Here is a 14,079-nt window from a genome sequence, read left to right on the forward strand (position 1 = left end):
AAAAAATGAACCCCAGAGACATCCCAGCCGAAGCCTTCCACGCCAGTGGCCCTGAAGTGCAGGCCATCGACTTCGGCTACGTGCACTCGCCCGACCAGGACAGCGCCCAACCCGCACAGCACCCCATCGTGATCATCGGCGCGGGCCCCGTGGGCCTGTCGCTCGCGATTGACCTGGCGCAGCGCGGCCAGCGCGTGGTGGTGCTGGACAACGACCACAAGCTCTCCATCGGCTCACGCGCCATCTGCTTTGCCAAGCGCACGCTCGAAATCTGGGACCGCCTGGGCGTGGGCCAGCGCATGGTGGACAAGGGCGTGTCGTGGAATGTGGGCAAGGTGTTCCTCAAGGGCGAGCAGTTGTACGAGTTCAACCTGCTGCCCGAGCAGGGCCACGAACGTCCGGCCTTCATCAACCTGCAGCAGTACTACGCCGAGGCCTACCTGGTGGAACGCGCACTGCAGCTGCCCGGCATCGACATCCGCTGGCACAACAAGGTGACCACCGTGGCCAGCCGCGAGGACGGCACATTGCTCGGCATCGAGACGCCTGAAGGCAGCTACCAAATAGACGCCCAGTGGCTGGTGGCCTGCGATGGCTCACGCTCCCCCACGCGGCAGATGCTGGGGCTGGAGAGCAAAGGCCGCATCTTCCAGGACCGTTTCCTGATCGCAGACGTGAAGCTGGCGGGCGATGCGGACTTCCCGACCGAGCGCTGGTTCTGGTTCGACCCGCCCTTTCACCCCAACCAGAGCGTGCTGCTGCATCGCCAGCCCGACAACGTGTGGCGCATCGACTTCCAGCTGGGCTGGGACGCCGACCCCGAGGAAGAAAAGAAGCCCGGGAACATCATCCCGCGCGTGCAGGCGCTCCTGGGGCCCGACGCGCAGTTCGAGCTGGACTGGGCGAGCGTCTACACCTTTGCCTGCCTGCGCATGGACCAGTTCGTGCACGGCCGCGTCATCTTTGCGGGCGACAGCGCGCACGGTGTCTCGCCCTTTGGCGCACGCGGCGCCAACAGCGGCGTGCAGGACGCCGAGAACCTGGCCTGGAAGCTCGATTGGGTGCTCAAGGGCCGTGCAGGCACCGCCCTGCTGGCGACGTATGGACCCGAGCGCGAATACGCGGCCGATGAGAACCTGTGCAACTCCACGCGCGCCACGGACTTCATCACGCCCAAGAGCGAGGTGAGTCGCCTGTTCCGCGACGCCGCGCTGCACCTGGCGCGCGACCACGCCTTTGCGCGCCGCATCGTCAACAGCGGGCGCCTGTCGGTGCCGGCCACGCTGCACACATCGCCGCTGAACACGCCGGATACCGATACCTTTGTGGGCACCCAAGTGCCTGGCGCGGTGCTGCTCGATGCGCCTCTGACGAAACAAGGCCAGCCGACTTGGCTGCTGCGCGAGCTAGGGCCGGAGTTCACGCTGCTGGTGTTTGGCCCTGCCCCCACCTGGGCTGGCGCACTGCCCCATGTGCAGGTGCTGCAGGTCGGACTGGACGTGATCGACGCCCAGGCGCTGGCGGCGCAGCGGCTGGACGCGCTGCCAGGCACGGCGTACCTGGTGCGGCCCGATCAGCATGTGTGTGCGCGCTGGCACGCCCCCACCGAAGCGGCCGTGCGCGCCGCCCTGGCCCGTGCCACGGCAACGGCAATGGCCTTGTGAGCGGCCTCGGACAAGGAAACCAACATGCTGAACACCCAACCCCATCTGCAGGCTTGCGACGATTTTTACGAAGCACTGATCGCCGCACACCAAGGCCTGTCGACCCCCGAGAGCCACGCCATGAATGCACGCCTGGTGTTGCTGCTGGCCAACCACATCGGCGACCAGGCCACACTGCTGCAGGCCTTGCAACTGGCACGGGGCAACCCACCCCACGGTGCCCTGCCCGCTGCGGCAGAGCGCAAAGCCATCACGCCCGTGGTGCCCACCCACGCAAACGCCTGAGACGCCCCACCGCCAGGGCTATCCTGCCTTCCTGAATGCACACCCGCCCCCAAGCGCCGCAAAAAGACGGTGCGTGGCCTTTTCTCGCCCATCACACACAACCACCGGAGACACCCCACCATGCTGCGTAAACACTTCTTCGCCACCCTTGCCGGGCTGGCACTGGCAACCGCCCTCCCCCTGGCCCATGCGCAAGGCGCCAAGCCGCTCGAATGGGTGGTGGGCTACGCTGCAGGCGGGGGTTCCGACATCGTGGCACGCACCATCGCCGAGTCGATGTCGGCCACGCTGGGGCGTCCCATCGTCATCAACAACAAGCCCGGCGCAGGCACCAACATTGCCGCCGAGTACAGCGCACGCAACAAGGACTATGGCAACCTGATCTTCTCGGCCGATTTCGCCACGCTGGCGGCCAATCCGTCCCTGTTCAGCAAGCTGAGCTACAACGCCGAGAAGGACTTCCAGCCGGTGGGCCTGCTCGTGCGTTTCCCGATGTTCCTCGTGGTGTCCAACAACGTGCCCGCCAAGAACCTCAAGGAATTCATGGCCTGGGCCAAAGGCCAGGCCGATGGTGTGAACTGGGCGTCGGCCGGGCCGGGCAGCCCGCACCACCTGGTGGGCGAGCTGTTCCGCGAGCAGAGCGGCCTCAAGCTGACGCATGTGCCGTACCGTGGTGCGGCCCCGGCCATTCAGGATGTGATCGGCGGCCAGGTGCCTGCGATGTGGATCGACAGCGCCACCGTGTACCCGTTTCTCAACGGTGGCAAGGTCAAGGCCATCGGTGTGGCCAGCCCACAGCGTGTGGGCACCATGCCCGATGTACCCACCATTTCAGAACAAGGGCTGCAGGGTTTTGAAGGTTTTGCGTGGCAGGGCATCGTGGCCCCGACAGGCACACCTGCCGATGCCGTGGCCACCTTCAGCAATGCCTTGCAGACCGCTTTGGGCGACACGCGCACCAAGGCGCGCCTCCAGGCGTTGGGCGTGGAGCCCATGCCCGGCACCGCCGCGCAAATGGGCAGTTTTGCGCGCACCGAGCGCGAGAAGTGGGGCCGGGTGATTACCAAGGTGGGCGTAAAGCTGGATTGACCCTCTGAGCGGCTGCGCCGCCTCCCCCTGAAGGGGAACTCCACCTCTGGCCTGGCAAAGCCAGTTCCACGGTGGCACTGGTGTGGGCAGCGCCCGTTTTGTGCGTCAAGCGGCTGCTCTGCGGCAGCGTGCCAGTCGGCGCTTGCGCTGCAGTGCGGGGGCCAACCACAGCAACTGCACCGTGGCATAGCCCAGCGCCGCCAGCAACGCACCGAGCGTGGGCAGGCCTACAAGCAGCGGTGTTCCCAGGGCCTGGATCCAGGCAGCCATCGCCTGCACCGAGAAATCGCCACCCGGCGCCACGCTGCTCCAGGCCGGCAGCGTCTGCTCGCCCGGCATCACCAGCGCGCCCAGGTAAAAGGCCAGCGCATACAGCGGCACGGTGGTGAGGGGGTTGGTATAAAACGTAGCCACGCCCCCTGCCACAATGTTGCCGCGCAGCCAGGCGCACACCATCAAGGTGCCCGGTATCTGCAGCGGGCCAGGGATGAGCCCGCAGAACATGCCCGCAGCCACACCGCGCGCCAGGGGTTGGCGTTGGAAGCGGAACAGCTCGCGCCGCTCCAGCCAAGGCCGCAAGCTGGCGAGCCAGCCGCGGTCCAGGTGCACACGGGCCCGGGGTTCCAGGCCACGCAGCCAACGGCGCAGGGTGCACAGCATTTGCATCACCACCCTGATCAGCCCCACGCGAGGGCCGTGGCCGTTCCGGCGCCCCACAGGGCCGTCAGGCCCGCCAGCAGGCGCACATCCCGCCGCTCATTGCCAGCGCGGTGCGCCGTCACCGTGGCCAACGCCAAGCCGCACCACACGCACAACATGATTGCATCGAGGAGTTCCATGGTCTTCTATGCTCCGTTCAGTCCTTGGGCGGCAGTGCCAGAGGTTTGTGGGCGCCCGGGGCCGTGTTGCGCAGCGACAGGAAGATGGAGCCTGCGATCAGGCCGGCCGTCACTAGGAGGGCGTAGCCGATCGGGATCTTGACCAGGTCGATGAGCAGCATCTTGCCACCGATGAAGATCAGCACCAGCGCCAGGCCGTAGGCCAGCAGGTGGAAGCGGTCCGCCAGGTCGGCCAGCAGGAAGTACAGCGCACGCAGGCCCAGGATGGCGAAGATGTTGGCCGTCAGCACGATGAACGGGTCGTTGGTGATCGCGAAGATCGCTGGGATGCTGTCGACCGCGAAGATGATGTCGGTGGTGCCGATGAGCACCAGCACCACGAACAGCGGGGTGTAGTGCTTTACGCCGTTGACCAGCGTGGAGAGCTTCTCGCCGTCGAACTGGTCGGTGATGCGGATGCGCTTTTTCAGGAACTTGAGCACCGGGTTGGTGGCGATGTCGGGCTCCTGGCCTGCAGCGAACCACATCTTGGCACCGGTGATCACGAGGAACGCGCCGAACACGTACAGCAGCCAGTGGAAGGTGGCCAGCAGCCAGGCGCCGGCCAGGATCAGCAGCGTGCGCAACACGATCGCGCCGATGATGCCGATGATGAGCGCGCGCTTCTGGTACTGCGGCGGCACGGCAAAGTAGCTGAACAGCATCAGAAACACGAAGATGTTGTCGATGGACAAACTCTTTTCGACCAGGTAGCCGGTGATGAACTGCATCGACACCGTGTTGGCCACCTCGCGCCCCTGGCTGCTGTCGAGGTACCACCACAGGATGGCGACGAACACGAACGCCAGCGAGAACCACAAGAGGCTCCAGCGCAGCGCTTCCTTCATCGTGACCTTGTGCGCGCCCTGGCGCTCCATCACCAACAGGTCGACGCCGATCGCGACGACCACAAAGACGGCAAAACCCGCCCACATCCACCAGGTTCCTATGGTTTCCATGATTTATAGCTCCGAGGGGAAAAATGTTTCACCGGGCAAGGCCTGCCGATGACTGGACGGACTGTAGGGGCGGAATCGATTCTTAAAAACCTGTCATATCGGTACCATTGGTTCGGTTTTTACGAACCCATGCCACCGCACCGTTGTGCCGATTGCGAGAAATCATGAGCCAGAGCTTCAACTACCGCCATCTTTTTTACTTCTGGGTCGTGGCCAAGGAGGGCGGTATTGCCCGCGCTGCCGAGCGGCTGGACATGGCCGTGCAGACCATCAGCGCCCAGGTGCGCGAGCTGGAAAAGGCCCTGGGCGTGAGCCTGCTGCGCACCGAGGGCCGCAACCTGGTGCTCACCGACGCCGGTGTGGCCGCGTTGCACGAGGCGGACCACATCTTTGCGCTGGGCGAGCTACTGCCCGTGCGCGTGCGCGAGGCCGCCACCGGCCAGACGCTGCGGCTGAACCTGGGCATCTCCGACGGCATCGCCAAGCTGGCCGTGCACCGGCTGCTGACCCCCGTGCTGGACGAGCCCCACCTGCGCCTGCTGTGCCACGAGGGCGAGTTCCAGCCGCTGCTGGGCGAGCTGGCGCTGCACAAGCTCGATGCGGTGCTGGCCGACCGCGCCGCGCCGCCCAACCGCGCGCTGCGCACCACCAGCCAGCTGCTGGGCACGAGCGCCATCGCCTGGTACGCCCCGCCCTTGTGGGCCGATGCGGCCGCCACGGACTTCCCGCACAGCCTGGCCGTGGTGCCCGTGCTGCTGCCCACCGACCACGCCGCCATGCGCGCGCGCATCGACCACTGGCTGGAGCGCGAACGCATCCGCCCGCGCATCGCGGGCGAGTTTGAAGACAGCGCGCTGCTGAGCACCTTTGCCGCCACCGGCATGGGCGTGATGCCCGCGCCGGTGTCGCTGGGCGAGCACCTGGCACAGACCCACGGGCTGGTGCAGGTGGGCACCACGCCGGACGTGCAGGAGCAGTTCCACCTGATCTACAGCGCCCGCAAGGTGATGCACCCGCTGCTCACGCGGCTGCTGGAGGTGGGGAAGAGCGGCATGCTATTAAATTAATAGCTACTAGCGCTTTTCTTTCAAGCGGCGGGGACCAAAAAGACTAAAAACTATTTCCCCTGCGGCAGCGCCAATCGCCCCCTCCACGAAACAGACACGCCCCACGCCAGAGACGCCGAGCAAGGGCCGCCCCGCAGCGATGGCGTCGTCCCCCTCCAGGGGGACGCGGCGCAGCCGCTCAGGGGGTATCCAGCTAATCCCGCCCAGCCCGCTCGATGGTCGCCGCCGCCATCTCCGGGTCCGAAAAGCAGATCTCATGGCTGCCCGCGCATTCCACCAGCCGGAACAGGCCCAGCCGCTCCGACAGGCGCGGGTGCCAAGGCAGGCTGTGGGGCAGCGCCGCATCCTGCTGGGCGTTGAGGTAGCTCTTGCCAATCTCCAGCGCCGCCAGCGGCACGGGCAACTGCGCCGGCTCGGTGAAGGTGCGGTACGGGTGCGGATTCAACTGCGCGTAGCTGCTGCGCGCCAAGGCCTCGTCGGCGTCGTTGATGAAGGCCTCGCGCCAGATGGGGTACGGCAGCATCACGGCATTGCCGCTGGCCGCCGCCACCTGGTCGAACAGCGCGCGGTAGTGCGGCGGCACCAAGTCGTTCAGGCATTCGCCGTGCATCGGCACAAACGCGTTCCAGTACACCAGCCGGCGGATGCGCCCGGGCAGCCGCGCGGGCATGTGGCTGATGACCATGCCGCCATAGCTGTGGCCGACCAGGCGCACATCGGTGAGGCCGTGGCCCTCGATAAAAGCCGCAAGCGAGTCCACCGCATCCGCCAGGCCCGTGGCTGCGCGGTCATCGCCCGGCCGGTTGCCGGCCAGGGTGGGGCAGTGCACGGTGTGGCCGCGTGCGCGCAGGTGGTCGGCCGTGGCCTCCATCTCGGCGCCGGTGTGCCAGGCGCCATGGACCAGAACATAGGTATCCGCCATGTGTGTCTCCTTCGGTTTTGTTGCGTGATGGACAGGGCAATCTGCCCTGCCGCCACCTTACGAAGAGAGCGCTGTCCAAAATGGCCTGCGCGTGCCAGCCCGGTGTGCCGGATGCGCCAAATGGGCCACATCGCGACCAGGCTCAGCCGCCGCGCCGCCATTGCGCGGGGGATGCCCCCATGGCGCGTTGAAACGCGCGCGCGAAGTGCGACGCGTCGGCAAAACCACAGCGCCGCCCAATCTCGGCCACCGCCACATGGGCCAGCTGGGGCCGGCGCAGCAGCTCGCCCGCGCGCACGATGCGCATCTGCCGCAGCGTGCCTGCAAAGGTGTGGCCCTGCGCCGCAAACGCGCGGTGCAGGGTGCGTACCGAGACACCCGACTCCTGTGCAAGAGCCTCGGCGGAAACGCCTGGCTGGTCGATGCGGGCTCGCAGCAGTGCGCACAGGCGGACATGCAGGCTTCGCACGGCGGAGGGAGTGGGCGGCTGGGACGGCTCCAGCGCTGCGCCCAGCAAGGCTCCGAGGTGGTTCGACAGCAGCGCGGGCGACAGGGCCTGCACCGAGGTGGGGTCGCGCGCCAGCTGCACGGCCAGTGCGCCCAGGCTCTGGCCCCAGCCCTGGTCCCGCCAGGCCACGCGGGGCCCGCGCGCCTCGGCCTGGGCCAGCCATTGCCCCACCCAGACGCGCGGCAACTGCAACGAGACACAGTTCACGCCGTCCGGAAAATGCAATTCATACGGCCGGGCTGAATCCACCAGCACCACATCGCCGGGGCGCAGGTGGGCCACTTGGCCGTCTTGCCGCACATGCCAGGCGGACTCTGCCTGGCCGATCAGGTAAAACGGCAGTTGCCGGCTGCGCGCAATGCCGGACGGCGTGCGATACACGTCCTGCGTGGAAGCGCGAACCTGGTTGACCGACAGGGTCTCCACCGGAAGACTGACCAACGCCCCGTCGAACATGGGCGCCTCGCGCGAGCTGCAGTCCATCTCCAGGAACGCCTCGCAGATCGCCCCCACCCAGTAGTCCAGGCGAACTGCTGGCGCGACCACATCGGTCGTCCACTGGCGCAGTGGAGGCGGGGTGGCGGATGCAGGAACTGCGGGCATGGCGCCAATCTAGCGGCAAGCCCTGCCCGCAGGCAACAGGGCAAGCCCACCCTTCCAGCCGAATGCGTGCGGCGGCCCCAAAGAGATCGTCGACGGGTTCTCAGCGCTGCGGCATGTCCTTGACCGAATAGCCCAGGCTCACCGTCGCATCGTCCGGGATCGGGGGCATTGAGGCGTTCCACGCTTCCCACGCCGCGCGCATGGCCTGCAGGCGCTCGGGCTCCAGCGGCGCGCGGTTGGCGCGCTCGCGCTCGTCCTGGGCCAGATTGAACAGGTAGTCGTTGCCATCCACCCGCAGGTACTTCCAGTCGCCCTGGCGCATGGCGCGTTGGCCGCGGTGGTTCATACGCCAGAACAGCGCGGGCTCGTCCAGCACCGACGGGTCACGCAGCAGCGGCATCAGCGAGCAGCCGTCGAGCGGGTAGCCGGCGTGCGGCGTCGCGCCTGCTGCATCGAGCATGGTGGCGGACCAGTCCATGGTCATACAGGTCTGCCGGCTCACGCTGCCCGGCGCGATCACGGCGGGCCAGTGGGCGATCCAGGGCACGCGGATGCCGCCTTCGGTCAGATCCATCTTGCCGCCGACCAGGGGCCAGCTGTCCGAGAAGCGCTCGCCGCCGTTGTCGCTGGTGAAGACGACCAGCGTGTCGCGCTCCAGGCCCTGCGCCTGCAGCAGCGCCAGGATGCGGCCAATGCCCTCGTCCATGTGGTGGATCATGCGGCGGTAGGTGTCGATGTTGCCGCCGTGAAGGTGGAACAGGTTGCCCTTGACCTCCTGCGCCAGCGCCTCGTCGTCACGCGTCTCCCACGGCCAGTGGGGCGCCGTGTAGTGCAGGCTCAGGAAGAACGGCGTGCCGGCCTGCGCGCCGGGCGCCATGCGCGCTACGTAGTCGAGCGCGTGGTCGGTGATGAGGTCGGTGAGGTAGCCATCCTGCTGCTTTTCCTCGTCGCCCAGGTACAGGTCGTGCTGGCCGCCCGAGCTGCAGTGCGTGAAGTAATCCACCCCGCCCGACATGGGGCCGAAGAACTCTTCGTAACCCGAGCGCAGCGGCCCGAACGCGGGCGGGTAGCCCAGGTGCCACTTGCCCATCAGCGCCGTGCGGTAGCCCGATGCGCGCAGCAGCGACGGCAGCGTGGGGTGATCGGGCGGCAGGCCCAGCGTGGTGCTGCCGCGGCTCTTGCTGTTGATGGGCTCCTCGGCCGCGCCGCGCAGGCGGTACTGGTAGCGCGCGGTCATCAGCGCAAAGCGCGTGGGCGAGCAGACGGGCGAGTTGGAGTACCCCTGCGTGAGCTTGAGGCCCTTGGCAGCCAGGCCGTCGAGCACGGGCGAAACCGCGCCAAAGCCCGCGTCGCGCCCGCCGTAGCAGCCGAGGTCTGCATAGCCGAGGTCGTCGGCGACGATGAAGATGATGTTGGGGCGGGGGTTGATGGTCATCTCGAAGTCCAGTTTCTCTAGGCTTGGCCCGCAGTCTTTGCAACAGGCAGGGCCGAAGCGAGGGGCGGCTAGCAAGGGCCGCCCCGCAGCAAGGCCGCCGTCCCCCTTGAGGGGGAAGCGGCAAAGCCGCTCAGGGGGTGCTTCCTATCAAGGCTTGAAGCCCGAGCGTTGGACCACCGGCGCCCACTGCGCGCGGTACGCCTTGAGCATCGCTTCGGTCTGCGCCATGGTCGCCACCACCGGCTCCATCTTGGCCGCCTCGAACTTGCGCTGGGTGTCCGGGTCCTTCATCACCTCCACGATCAAGCCGGCCAGGCGTTCGGCCTGGGCCTTGGGCATGCTCATCGGGGCGAAGAAGGTGTTCCAGCCGGTGGCGGCCAGGTCCATGCCGCTTTCCTTGAAGGTCGGGATCTTGGGGTCGAGCGGGCTGCGCTTGGCGCCCGACACCGCCAGGATGCGGATCTTGCCGGCCTCGTGCTGCGGCAGCAGCGTGTCGAAGGTATCGAATGCCACGGGCACCTGGCCGCCCAGCAGATCGTTGAGCAGCGGTGCCGATCCGCGGTAGCCCACCACCTCGGCGCGCACCTTGGCGGCATCGCCCACCATCAGGCCGAAGAAGTGCGGCAGGCTGCCCGTGGCCGGCACGCCGAAGTTGGCCTTGTCAGGGTTGGCGCGCAGCCAGGCCATCAAATGCGGCAGCTCCTTCACCGGCACGGCGCTGGCCACGGCCACGCCGAACTCGTAGCTGTTGACATGGCTCACGGGGCGGAAGTCGCGCTCGGGGTCGTAGCCTGCGTCGGGGAACACCAGGGGTGCCACCAGCATGACGGCCGGGTTGGCCAGCAGCAGCGTGGGCTGGTTGGCGGGCGCGGCCTTCACGGCCTGGGCCGAGAGGCGGCCGCCGGCGCCGGTCTTGTTCTCCACGATCACGGGCGTGCCGAGCTTGGTGCCCAGCTTGTCGGCCACGATACGGGCCACGCGGTCGGTCGCGCCGCCGGGGGCGTAGCCGACCACGATGCGCAGGGGAGCTTCCTGCGCCTGTGCAAGCGATGCGGACAAGGCCAGCACGGTGGCCAGCAAGGAGGAAAGAGGTTTCCACATGGTCAGGGTCTCCTGGGGCGATGGCAGGGCTCTGCGCGGCTGCGCAGGTTGATGGGCGCACTGTATTGCCCACACAATCAATTGATCTAATCAATTCTTGCCCGGAAATACCCTGATGCCTGCGCCTGCCCCGGCACCCTGCGACCCCGCCGAAATGGGCCACCGACTGACCCACCCCGCGGCCGCCAATGACCTGCTGATGTACCGCCTGAACCGCCTGCTGGCAGTGGCAGGCAGCCTGGTAGTGCGGCTGTGCGAAGGGGGTTATGGCATCACGCGGCGCGAGTGGGGGTTGCTCATGATGCTGGCGCAGCACCCCGGCATGCCCCCGGCCGAGTTGGCGCAGCGCCTGGGACTGGACCGGGCGCGCACGTCACGCGCCATCACGTCACTCTTGGCCAAGAAGCTGCTCACCCGCGATGCGATGCCGGGCGACCGGCGCCAGGCCGTGCTCTCACTCACCCAGGCAGGGCAAGCGCTGCACGATGCCCTGTTCCCACAAGTGAAGGCGCTCAACCAGGATCTGCTGGCGGGGCTGGACGAGGGGGCTGTGCAAGCGCTGGACCACGCACTGGCAGATATGCAAAAGCGGGCGGAAGCGCTGGTAGCCAGCCGCACCGATGTGCCGCGCACCTACCGGTTGCGGGGTGGGCGGCAGCACCCTTGAATGGCCCGGGAGGCGATGGACGCGGAAGGCTGCGGCGGTGACCCATCTTGTTTACCTGGCACCGTACCGTGCAACCGCACACTTTTATTGCTGCGCATTGGAATGAATAACCATGATCTGATTCAAACCAGATCGCGGCATTCCATTCGGGTCAATGGCAGAACCTTTTTGCGCCGAGCTGATTCCGGCATGGCGCAATGCCCGCGCCGGTATCACTGGGCGAGCACCTTGCCAAGATGCTGGAGCTGGTGCAGGTGGGCACCACACCCGACATGCAGGAGCAGTTCCACCTGATCTACAGCGCCCGCAAGCTGATGCCCCCTCTGCTCACGCGGCTGCTGCAGGCGGGAGAAAGCGGGACGCTACTGAATCAGTAGCGCACTGCGCAGATGCAGAAAGTGCCAGCCGCCCAAACGTTCTTGGGCGAGCGCCTGCTTGCCTGCTTACTTGCCAGTGCTGGACTGCTGCTGCAGCATGAACTGGTCGAGCTCGGCCCGCACAGCGCCGGTGGGGTCGAGCAACTCGCCGGTTTGCGCCGACTTGATGCCTGCGGCGGTGATGGCGGCGGTGCGGTCTGTGATGGAGATCTGCACCTGGTACAGATTACCGTCGTTGGTACGCTCGTTGGTGAACACGCACAGGGCCTCGCCCGGGTCGGCAAAATAGATCACACCGGCATCGGTGGTTCGGTTGGGCGTGCGCAGGAATTCGGTGTACAGGATGAGGGGCACGGGGTCCTGCGCCACGCCGTTGACGTACCAGGGTTTTTGCCAATCGTCGTTTTGCAGCACCAGGTCGTATTTGAGCGAGCGGAGTTGGAGGTTGGTGTCGCGACCGTTGCCCACCGACTCAGCGAGTACATACAGAATCTTTCTACCTCGGTAAAACGGGCCGGCCGTCCCAACGACGGTACAGGCCACGCCTTGGAGGTCAGACGCGGAGTGCACGGTACCCGAACTGATGTTTTGCAAGTCCGCATGGGCCAGCCCCGCTGCCAGCAGGATGCCCATCGACATCACGCATTTTTTCATGTCCATTTCCCTCTCCTCTCACCAATAAAGTTGCTATGTGGCCGCCGTGGACAGCAAACATACTGTTACAACGTGTATCCATCGTAACAGTAGGCTGGCACCCGTCTATCCCTCATTTTGGGGATGACAGCCGCCACAGGGAGGCTGTAGAAAAGCCTCCTTTCAGCACAACGCCCCGGGCGCACGCACAATGGTGCGGCGCCAGTGACGGCGACCTGCGCAGTTGGCCGGTCCTTCTCAATCTTCATCCGCTTGCCTACACCCCCCCTACATGTCATCGCCCCCAACATCTTTGTGGAGCCCCTTGCGCCAACCAGCATTCCGGGGCCTGTGGGTCTGCGGTGGCGTGTTCTTCATCGGCAGCGGCATGCAGACCATGGCAGCGGCCTGGCTGATGGTGGAGCTCACGGGCTCGTCGTTCCTGGCGGCGCTGGTGCAGACGGCGGTGTTCATGCCGATGTTCCTGCTGGCACTGCCGGCGGGTGTGCTGGCCGACACGACGGACCGGCGGCGCCTGATCTCGGGGGCGCTGCTGGCGCAGGTGGGGGCCTGCGCACTGTTGACACTGCTGGTCCTGGGGGGCTGGGGTGGCCCGGCATCAGTGCTGTTCCTGGTGTTCATCTGCGGCTGCTGCACGGCGGTGCTCACGCCGGCGTGGAACTCTTCGGTCATCGACCCGGTGCCGCGCGACGAGTGGCCGCAGGCCATCACTGCGGTCAGCATTGCGTACAACGCAGCGCGCGCCATCGGACCTACGCTAGCCGGGCTGGTGTTTGCCCAATTGGGCGCGGGCTGGGTGTTCGCCGTCACGGTAACCACCACCTTGGTGATGTGGGAGTCCATCCGCCGCTGGCCCCCCAAGGCCCACCCGCCGTCCAAGCTGCCCGCCGAGCGCCTGTGGGGCGGCACGTTGAGCGGACTGCGGTTTGCATGGCACTCGCGCATCATCCTGGCGCAACTGGTGCGGGTGATGGCATTCAGCGCCGCGGGCTCGGCCCTGTGGGCCCTGCTCCCCGTCATTGCCCAGCGCCTGGGCACCGGGGCGCCGGGCTTTGGCCTGCTGATGGGGTGCCTCGGCACCGGCGCCGTGGCTGTGGGCTTGGTGCTGGGGCGGCTGCGCGCACGCTTTGGCATGGAAGCCATCGTGGGCGTGGGCGGCGTGGTGTTTGCAGCGGCCATGCTGGTGGCGGCACTGACCAAGATCGCATGGGTGGTCTACATCGGCATGCTGTTTGCGGGCGCGGCCTGGATGTCGGCGATGTCCACCTTCAACACCGCCACGCAAGCCAGCGCACCGCAGTGGGTGCGCTCCCGCGCGGTGGCCATGCACATGGTGGCAGCGTTGGGCGCATTTGCGATGGGATCGGCCTTCTGGGGCGCGGCGTCCGACATCGTGGGCCTGGCACCCACGCTGTATGTGGCCGCTTCGCTCATGGGCGCAGGCTTGCTGCTGGCGCGGCCGATGCCGCTGCGCATGGGGGCTCTGCACGAGGTAACGCAGGCCACGCCCTGGGATGAACTCTTCATCGAGGCCGAGCCCCTGCCCGAGGCCGGGCCCGTGGCCGTGGAGGTGGGCTACCGCATTGCGCCCGGCACCGACACCGAGTTTCTTGACACCATCAGCCGCATGAAGGCCCCGCGCCGGCGCGATGGCGCGACCTTCTGGCGGGTGTACAAGGACCTGGGCGAGCCTTCACGCTATGTGGAGCGCTTCATCGTCGAGTCCTGGGCCGACTATTTGCACCAGCGCGCCCGCGCCACCATGGCCGACCAGGCGCTGGAGACCGAGGTGCGAGCCTTCCTGGCGCCCGGCGAGGTGGTGCGCATGTCGCACTACATCGCAGAGCGGTAGTTCGTTCGTACCCGACCA

At 66.9% G+C, this 14,079-nt stretch carries 15 protein-coding genes; 7 read left to right on the forward strand and 8 right to left on the reverse strand.

Annotated features, from left to right (window positions below; translation table 11 throughout):
- Nucleotides 1-5 precede the first annotated feature (5 nt).
- From IB243_RS21280 to IB243_RS21290, 3 genes are all read left to right on the forward strand, one after another.
- Complete coding sequence (locus tag IB243_RS21280; protein ID WP_192429214.1) at nt 6-1,664, forward strand: FAD-dependent oxidoreductase; 1,659 nt, start codon at nt 6-8, stop codon at nt 1,662-1,664.
- Between the two features lie 24 nt (nt 1,665-1,688).
- On the forward strand, nt 1,689-1,949 hold the full coding sequence (locus tag IB243_RS21285) for a DUF2783 domain-containing protein (protein WP_010466180.1): 261 nt from the start codon (nt 1,689-1,691) through the stop codon (nt 1,947-1,949).
- A 120-nt stretch (nt 1,950-2,069) separates the two neighbouring features.
- Nucleotides 2,070-3,038, forward strand: coding sequence for a tripartite tricarboxylate transporter substrate binding protein (locus IB243_RS21290; RefSeq protein ID WP_192429216.1), 969 nt, complete (start codon nt 2,070-2,072; stop codon nt 3,036-3,038).
- 105 nt (nt 3,039-3,143) lie between these two features.
- Here IB243_RS21290 and IB243_RS21295 read toward each other — a convergent pair whose 3' ends face one another.
- From IB243_RS21295 to IB243_RS21305, 3 genes are read right to left on the reverse strand one after another with little or no spacing between them, the layout of a single operon-like run.
- Entirely contained in the window at nt 3,144-3,698 is a 555-nt protein-coding gene (locus IB243_RS21295) for a DUF2062 domain-containing protein (protein ID WP_050812574.1), read from the reverse strand.
- Nucleotides 3,699-3,715: 17 nt separating this feature from the next.
- On the reverse strand, nt 3,716-3,877 hold the full coding sequence (locus IB243_RS21300; protein ID WP_010466186.1) for a hypothetical protein: 162 nt from the start codon (nt 3,875-3,877) through the stop codon (nt 3,716-3,718).
- A 17-nt stretch (nt 3,878-3,894) separates the two neighbouring features.
- Nucleotides 3,895-4,875 carry a TerC family protein gene (locus IB243_RS21305; protein WP_192429219.1) on the reverse strand — a complete coding sequence of 327 codons (981 nt, stop codon included), beginning with the start codon at nt 4,873-4,875 and terminating at the stop codon, nt 3,895-3,897.
- Between the two features lie 164 nt (nt 4,876-5,039).
- On the opposite strand from IB243_RS21305, the gene IB243_RS21310 reads away from it, so the two are divergent.
- The gene (locus IB243_RS21310) at nt 5,040-5,942 is read left to right on the forward strand and encodes a LysR family transcriptional regulator (protein WP_010466190.1); all 903 of its coding nucleotides are present in this window, start codon (nt 5,040-5,042) and stop codon (nt 5,940-5,942) included.
- A 193-nt stretch (nt 5,943-6,135) separates the two neighbouring features.
- Here the strand turns inward: IB243_RS21310 and IB243_RS21315 are convergent, their stop codons facing one another.
- The 4 genes from IB243_RS21315 to IB243_RS21330 form a co-directional block, all read right to left on the reverse strand.
- A complete protein-coding gene (locus tag IB243_RS21315; protein WP_192429221.1) occupies nt 6,136-6,864 on the reverse strand; it encodes an alpha/beta fold hydrolase in 729 nt (242 codons plus the stop codon).
- 142 nt (nt 6,865-7,006) lie between these two features.
- Nucleotides 7,007-7,975 carry a helix-turn-helix domain-containing protein gene (locus IB243_RS21320; RefSeq protein ID WP_192429223.1) on the reverse strand — a complete coding sequence of 323 codons (969 nt, stop codon included), beginning with the start codon at nt 7,973-7,975 and terminating at the stop codon, nt 7,007-7,009.
- A 100-nt stretch (nt 7,976-8,075) separates the two neighbouring features.
- Nucleotides 8,076-9,410 carry a sulfatase-like hydrolase/transferase gene (locus tag IB243_RS21325; protein ID WP_192429225.1) on the reverse strand — a complete coding sequence of 445 codons (1,335 nt, stop codon included), beginning with the start codon at nt 9,408-9,410 and terminating at the stop codon, nt 8,076-8,078.
- A 147-nt stretch (nt 9,411-9,557) separates the two neighbouring features.
- Nucleotides 9,558-10,511 carry a Bug family tripartite tricarboxylate transporter substrate binding protein gene (locus tag IB243_RS21330; protein ID WP_192429227.1) on the reverse strand — a complete coding sequence of 318 codons (954 nt, stop codon included), beginning with the start codon at nt 10,509-10,511 and terminating at the stop codon, nt 9,558-9,560.
- 115 nt (nt 10,512-10,626) lie between these two features.
- Here IB243_RS21330 and IB243_RS21335 point away from each other — a divergent pair, with 115 nt between their 5' ends.
- Together IB243_RS21335 and IB243_RS21340 are read left to right on the forward strand one after the other, a co-directional pair.
- Nucleotides 10,627-11,178 (forward strand): MarR family winged helix-turn-helix transcriptional regulator, encoded by a 552-nt coding sequence (locus IB243_RS21335; RefSeq protein ID WP_082615552.1) that lies wholly within the window; start codon nt 10,627-10,629, stop codon nt 11,176-11,178.
- 197 nt (nt 11,179-11,375) lie between these two features.
- Nucleotides 11,376-11,555 carry a hypothetical protein gene (locus IB243_RS21340; protein ID WP_225585157.1) on the forward strand — a complete coding sequence of 60 codons (180 nt, stop codon included), beginning with the start codon at nt 11,376-11,378 and terminating at the stop codon, nt 11,553-11,555.
- A gap of 66 nt (nt 11,556-11,621) precedes the next feature.
- Here IB243_RS21340 and IB243_RS21345 read toward each other — a convergent pair whose 3' ends face one another.
- Complete coding sequence (locus IB243_RS21345) at nt 11,622-12,215, reverse strand: hypothetical protein (protein ID WP_057272642.1); 594 nt, start codon at nt 12,213-12,215, stop codon at nt 11,622-11,624.
- Between the two features lie 265 nt (nt 12,216-12,480).
- On the opposite strand from IB243_RS21345, the gene IB243_RS21350 reads away from it, so the two are divergent.
- The gene (locus tag IB243_RS21350) at nt 12,481-14,061 is read left to right on the forward strand and encodes an MFS transporter (RefSeq protein ID WP_192429229.1); all 1,581 of its coding nucleotides are present in this window, start codon (nt 12,481-12,483) and stop codon (nt 14,059-14,061) included.
- Nucleotides 14,062-14,079 lie beyond the last annotated feature (18 nt).

Origin of the sequence: Acidovorax sp. ACV01, assembly GCF_014851495.1 — a bacterium.
Classification (GTDB): Bacteria; Pseudomonadota; Gammaproteobacteria; order Burkholderiales; family Burkholderiaceae_C; genus Acidovorax; species Acidovorax radicis.

Excerpts from the sequence above, each read along its gene's own strand:
- IB243_RS21280 (WP_192429214.1), top strand. The coding sequence starts at position 6 with ATGAACCCCAGAGACATCCCAGCCGAAGCCTTCCACGCCAGTGGCCCT.
- IB243_RS21285 (WP_010466180.1), top strand. The coding sequence starts at position 1,689 with ATGCTGAACACCCAACCCCATCTGCAGGCTTGCGACGATTTTTACGAA.
- IB243_RS21290 (WP_192429216.1), top strand. The coding sequence starts at position 2,070 with ATGCTGCGTAAACACTTCTTCGCCACCCTTGCCGGGCTGGCACTGGCA.
- IB243_RS21295 (WP_050812574.1), bottom strand. The coding sequence starts at position 3,698 with ATGCTGTGCACCCTGCGCCGTTGGCTGCGTGGCCTGGAACCCCGGGCC.
- IB243_RS21300 (WP_010466186.1), bottom strand. The coding sequence starts at position 3,877 with ATGGAACTCCTCGATGCAATCATGTTGTGCGTGTGGTGCGGCTTGGCG.
- IB243_RS21305 (WP_192429219.1), bottom strand. The coding sequence starts at position 4,875 with ATGGAAACCATAGGAACCTGGTGGATGTGGGCGGGTTTTGCCGTCTTT.
- IB243_RS21310 (WP_010466190.1), top strand. The coding sequence starts at position 5,040 with ATGAGCCAGAGCTTCAACTACCGCCATCTTTTTTACTTCTGGGTCGTG.
- IB243_RS21315 (WP_192429221.1), bottom strand. The coding sequence starts at position 6,864 with ATGGCGGATACCTATGTTCTGGTCCATGGCGCCTGGCACACCGGCGCC.
- IB243_RS21320 (WP_192429223.1), bottom strand. The coding sequence starts at position 7,975 with ATGCCCGCAGTTCCTGCATCCGCCACCCCGCCTCCACTGCGCCAGTGG.
- IB243_RS21325 (WP_192429225.1), bottom strand. The coding sequence starts at position 9,410 with ATGACCATCAACCCCCGCCCCAACATCATCTTCATCGTCGCCGACGAC.
- IB243_RS21330 (WP_192429227.1), bottom strand. The coding sequence starts at position 10,511 with ATGTGGAAACCTCTTTCCTCCTTGCTGGCCACCGTGCTGGCCTTGTCC.
- IB243_RS21335 (WP_082615552.1), top strand. The coding sequence starts at position 10,627 with ATGCCTGCGCCTGCCCCGGCACCCTGCGACCCCGCCGAAATGGGCCAC.
- IB243_RS21340 (WP_225585157.1), top strand. The coding sequence starts at position 11,376 with ATGCCCGCGCCGGTATCACTGGGCGAGCACCTTGCCAAGATGCTGGAG.
- IB243_RS21345 (WP_057272642.1), bottom strand. The coding sequence starts at position 12,215 with ATGGACATGAAAAAATGCGTGATGTCGATGGGCATCCTGCTGGCAGCG.
- IB243_RS21350 (WP_192429229.1), top strand. The coding sequence starts at position 12,481 with ATGTCATCGCCCCCAACATCTTTGTGGAGCCCCTTGCGCCAACCAGCA.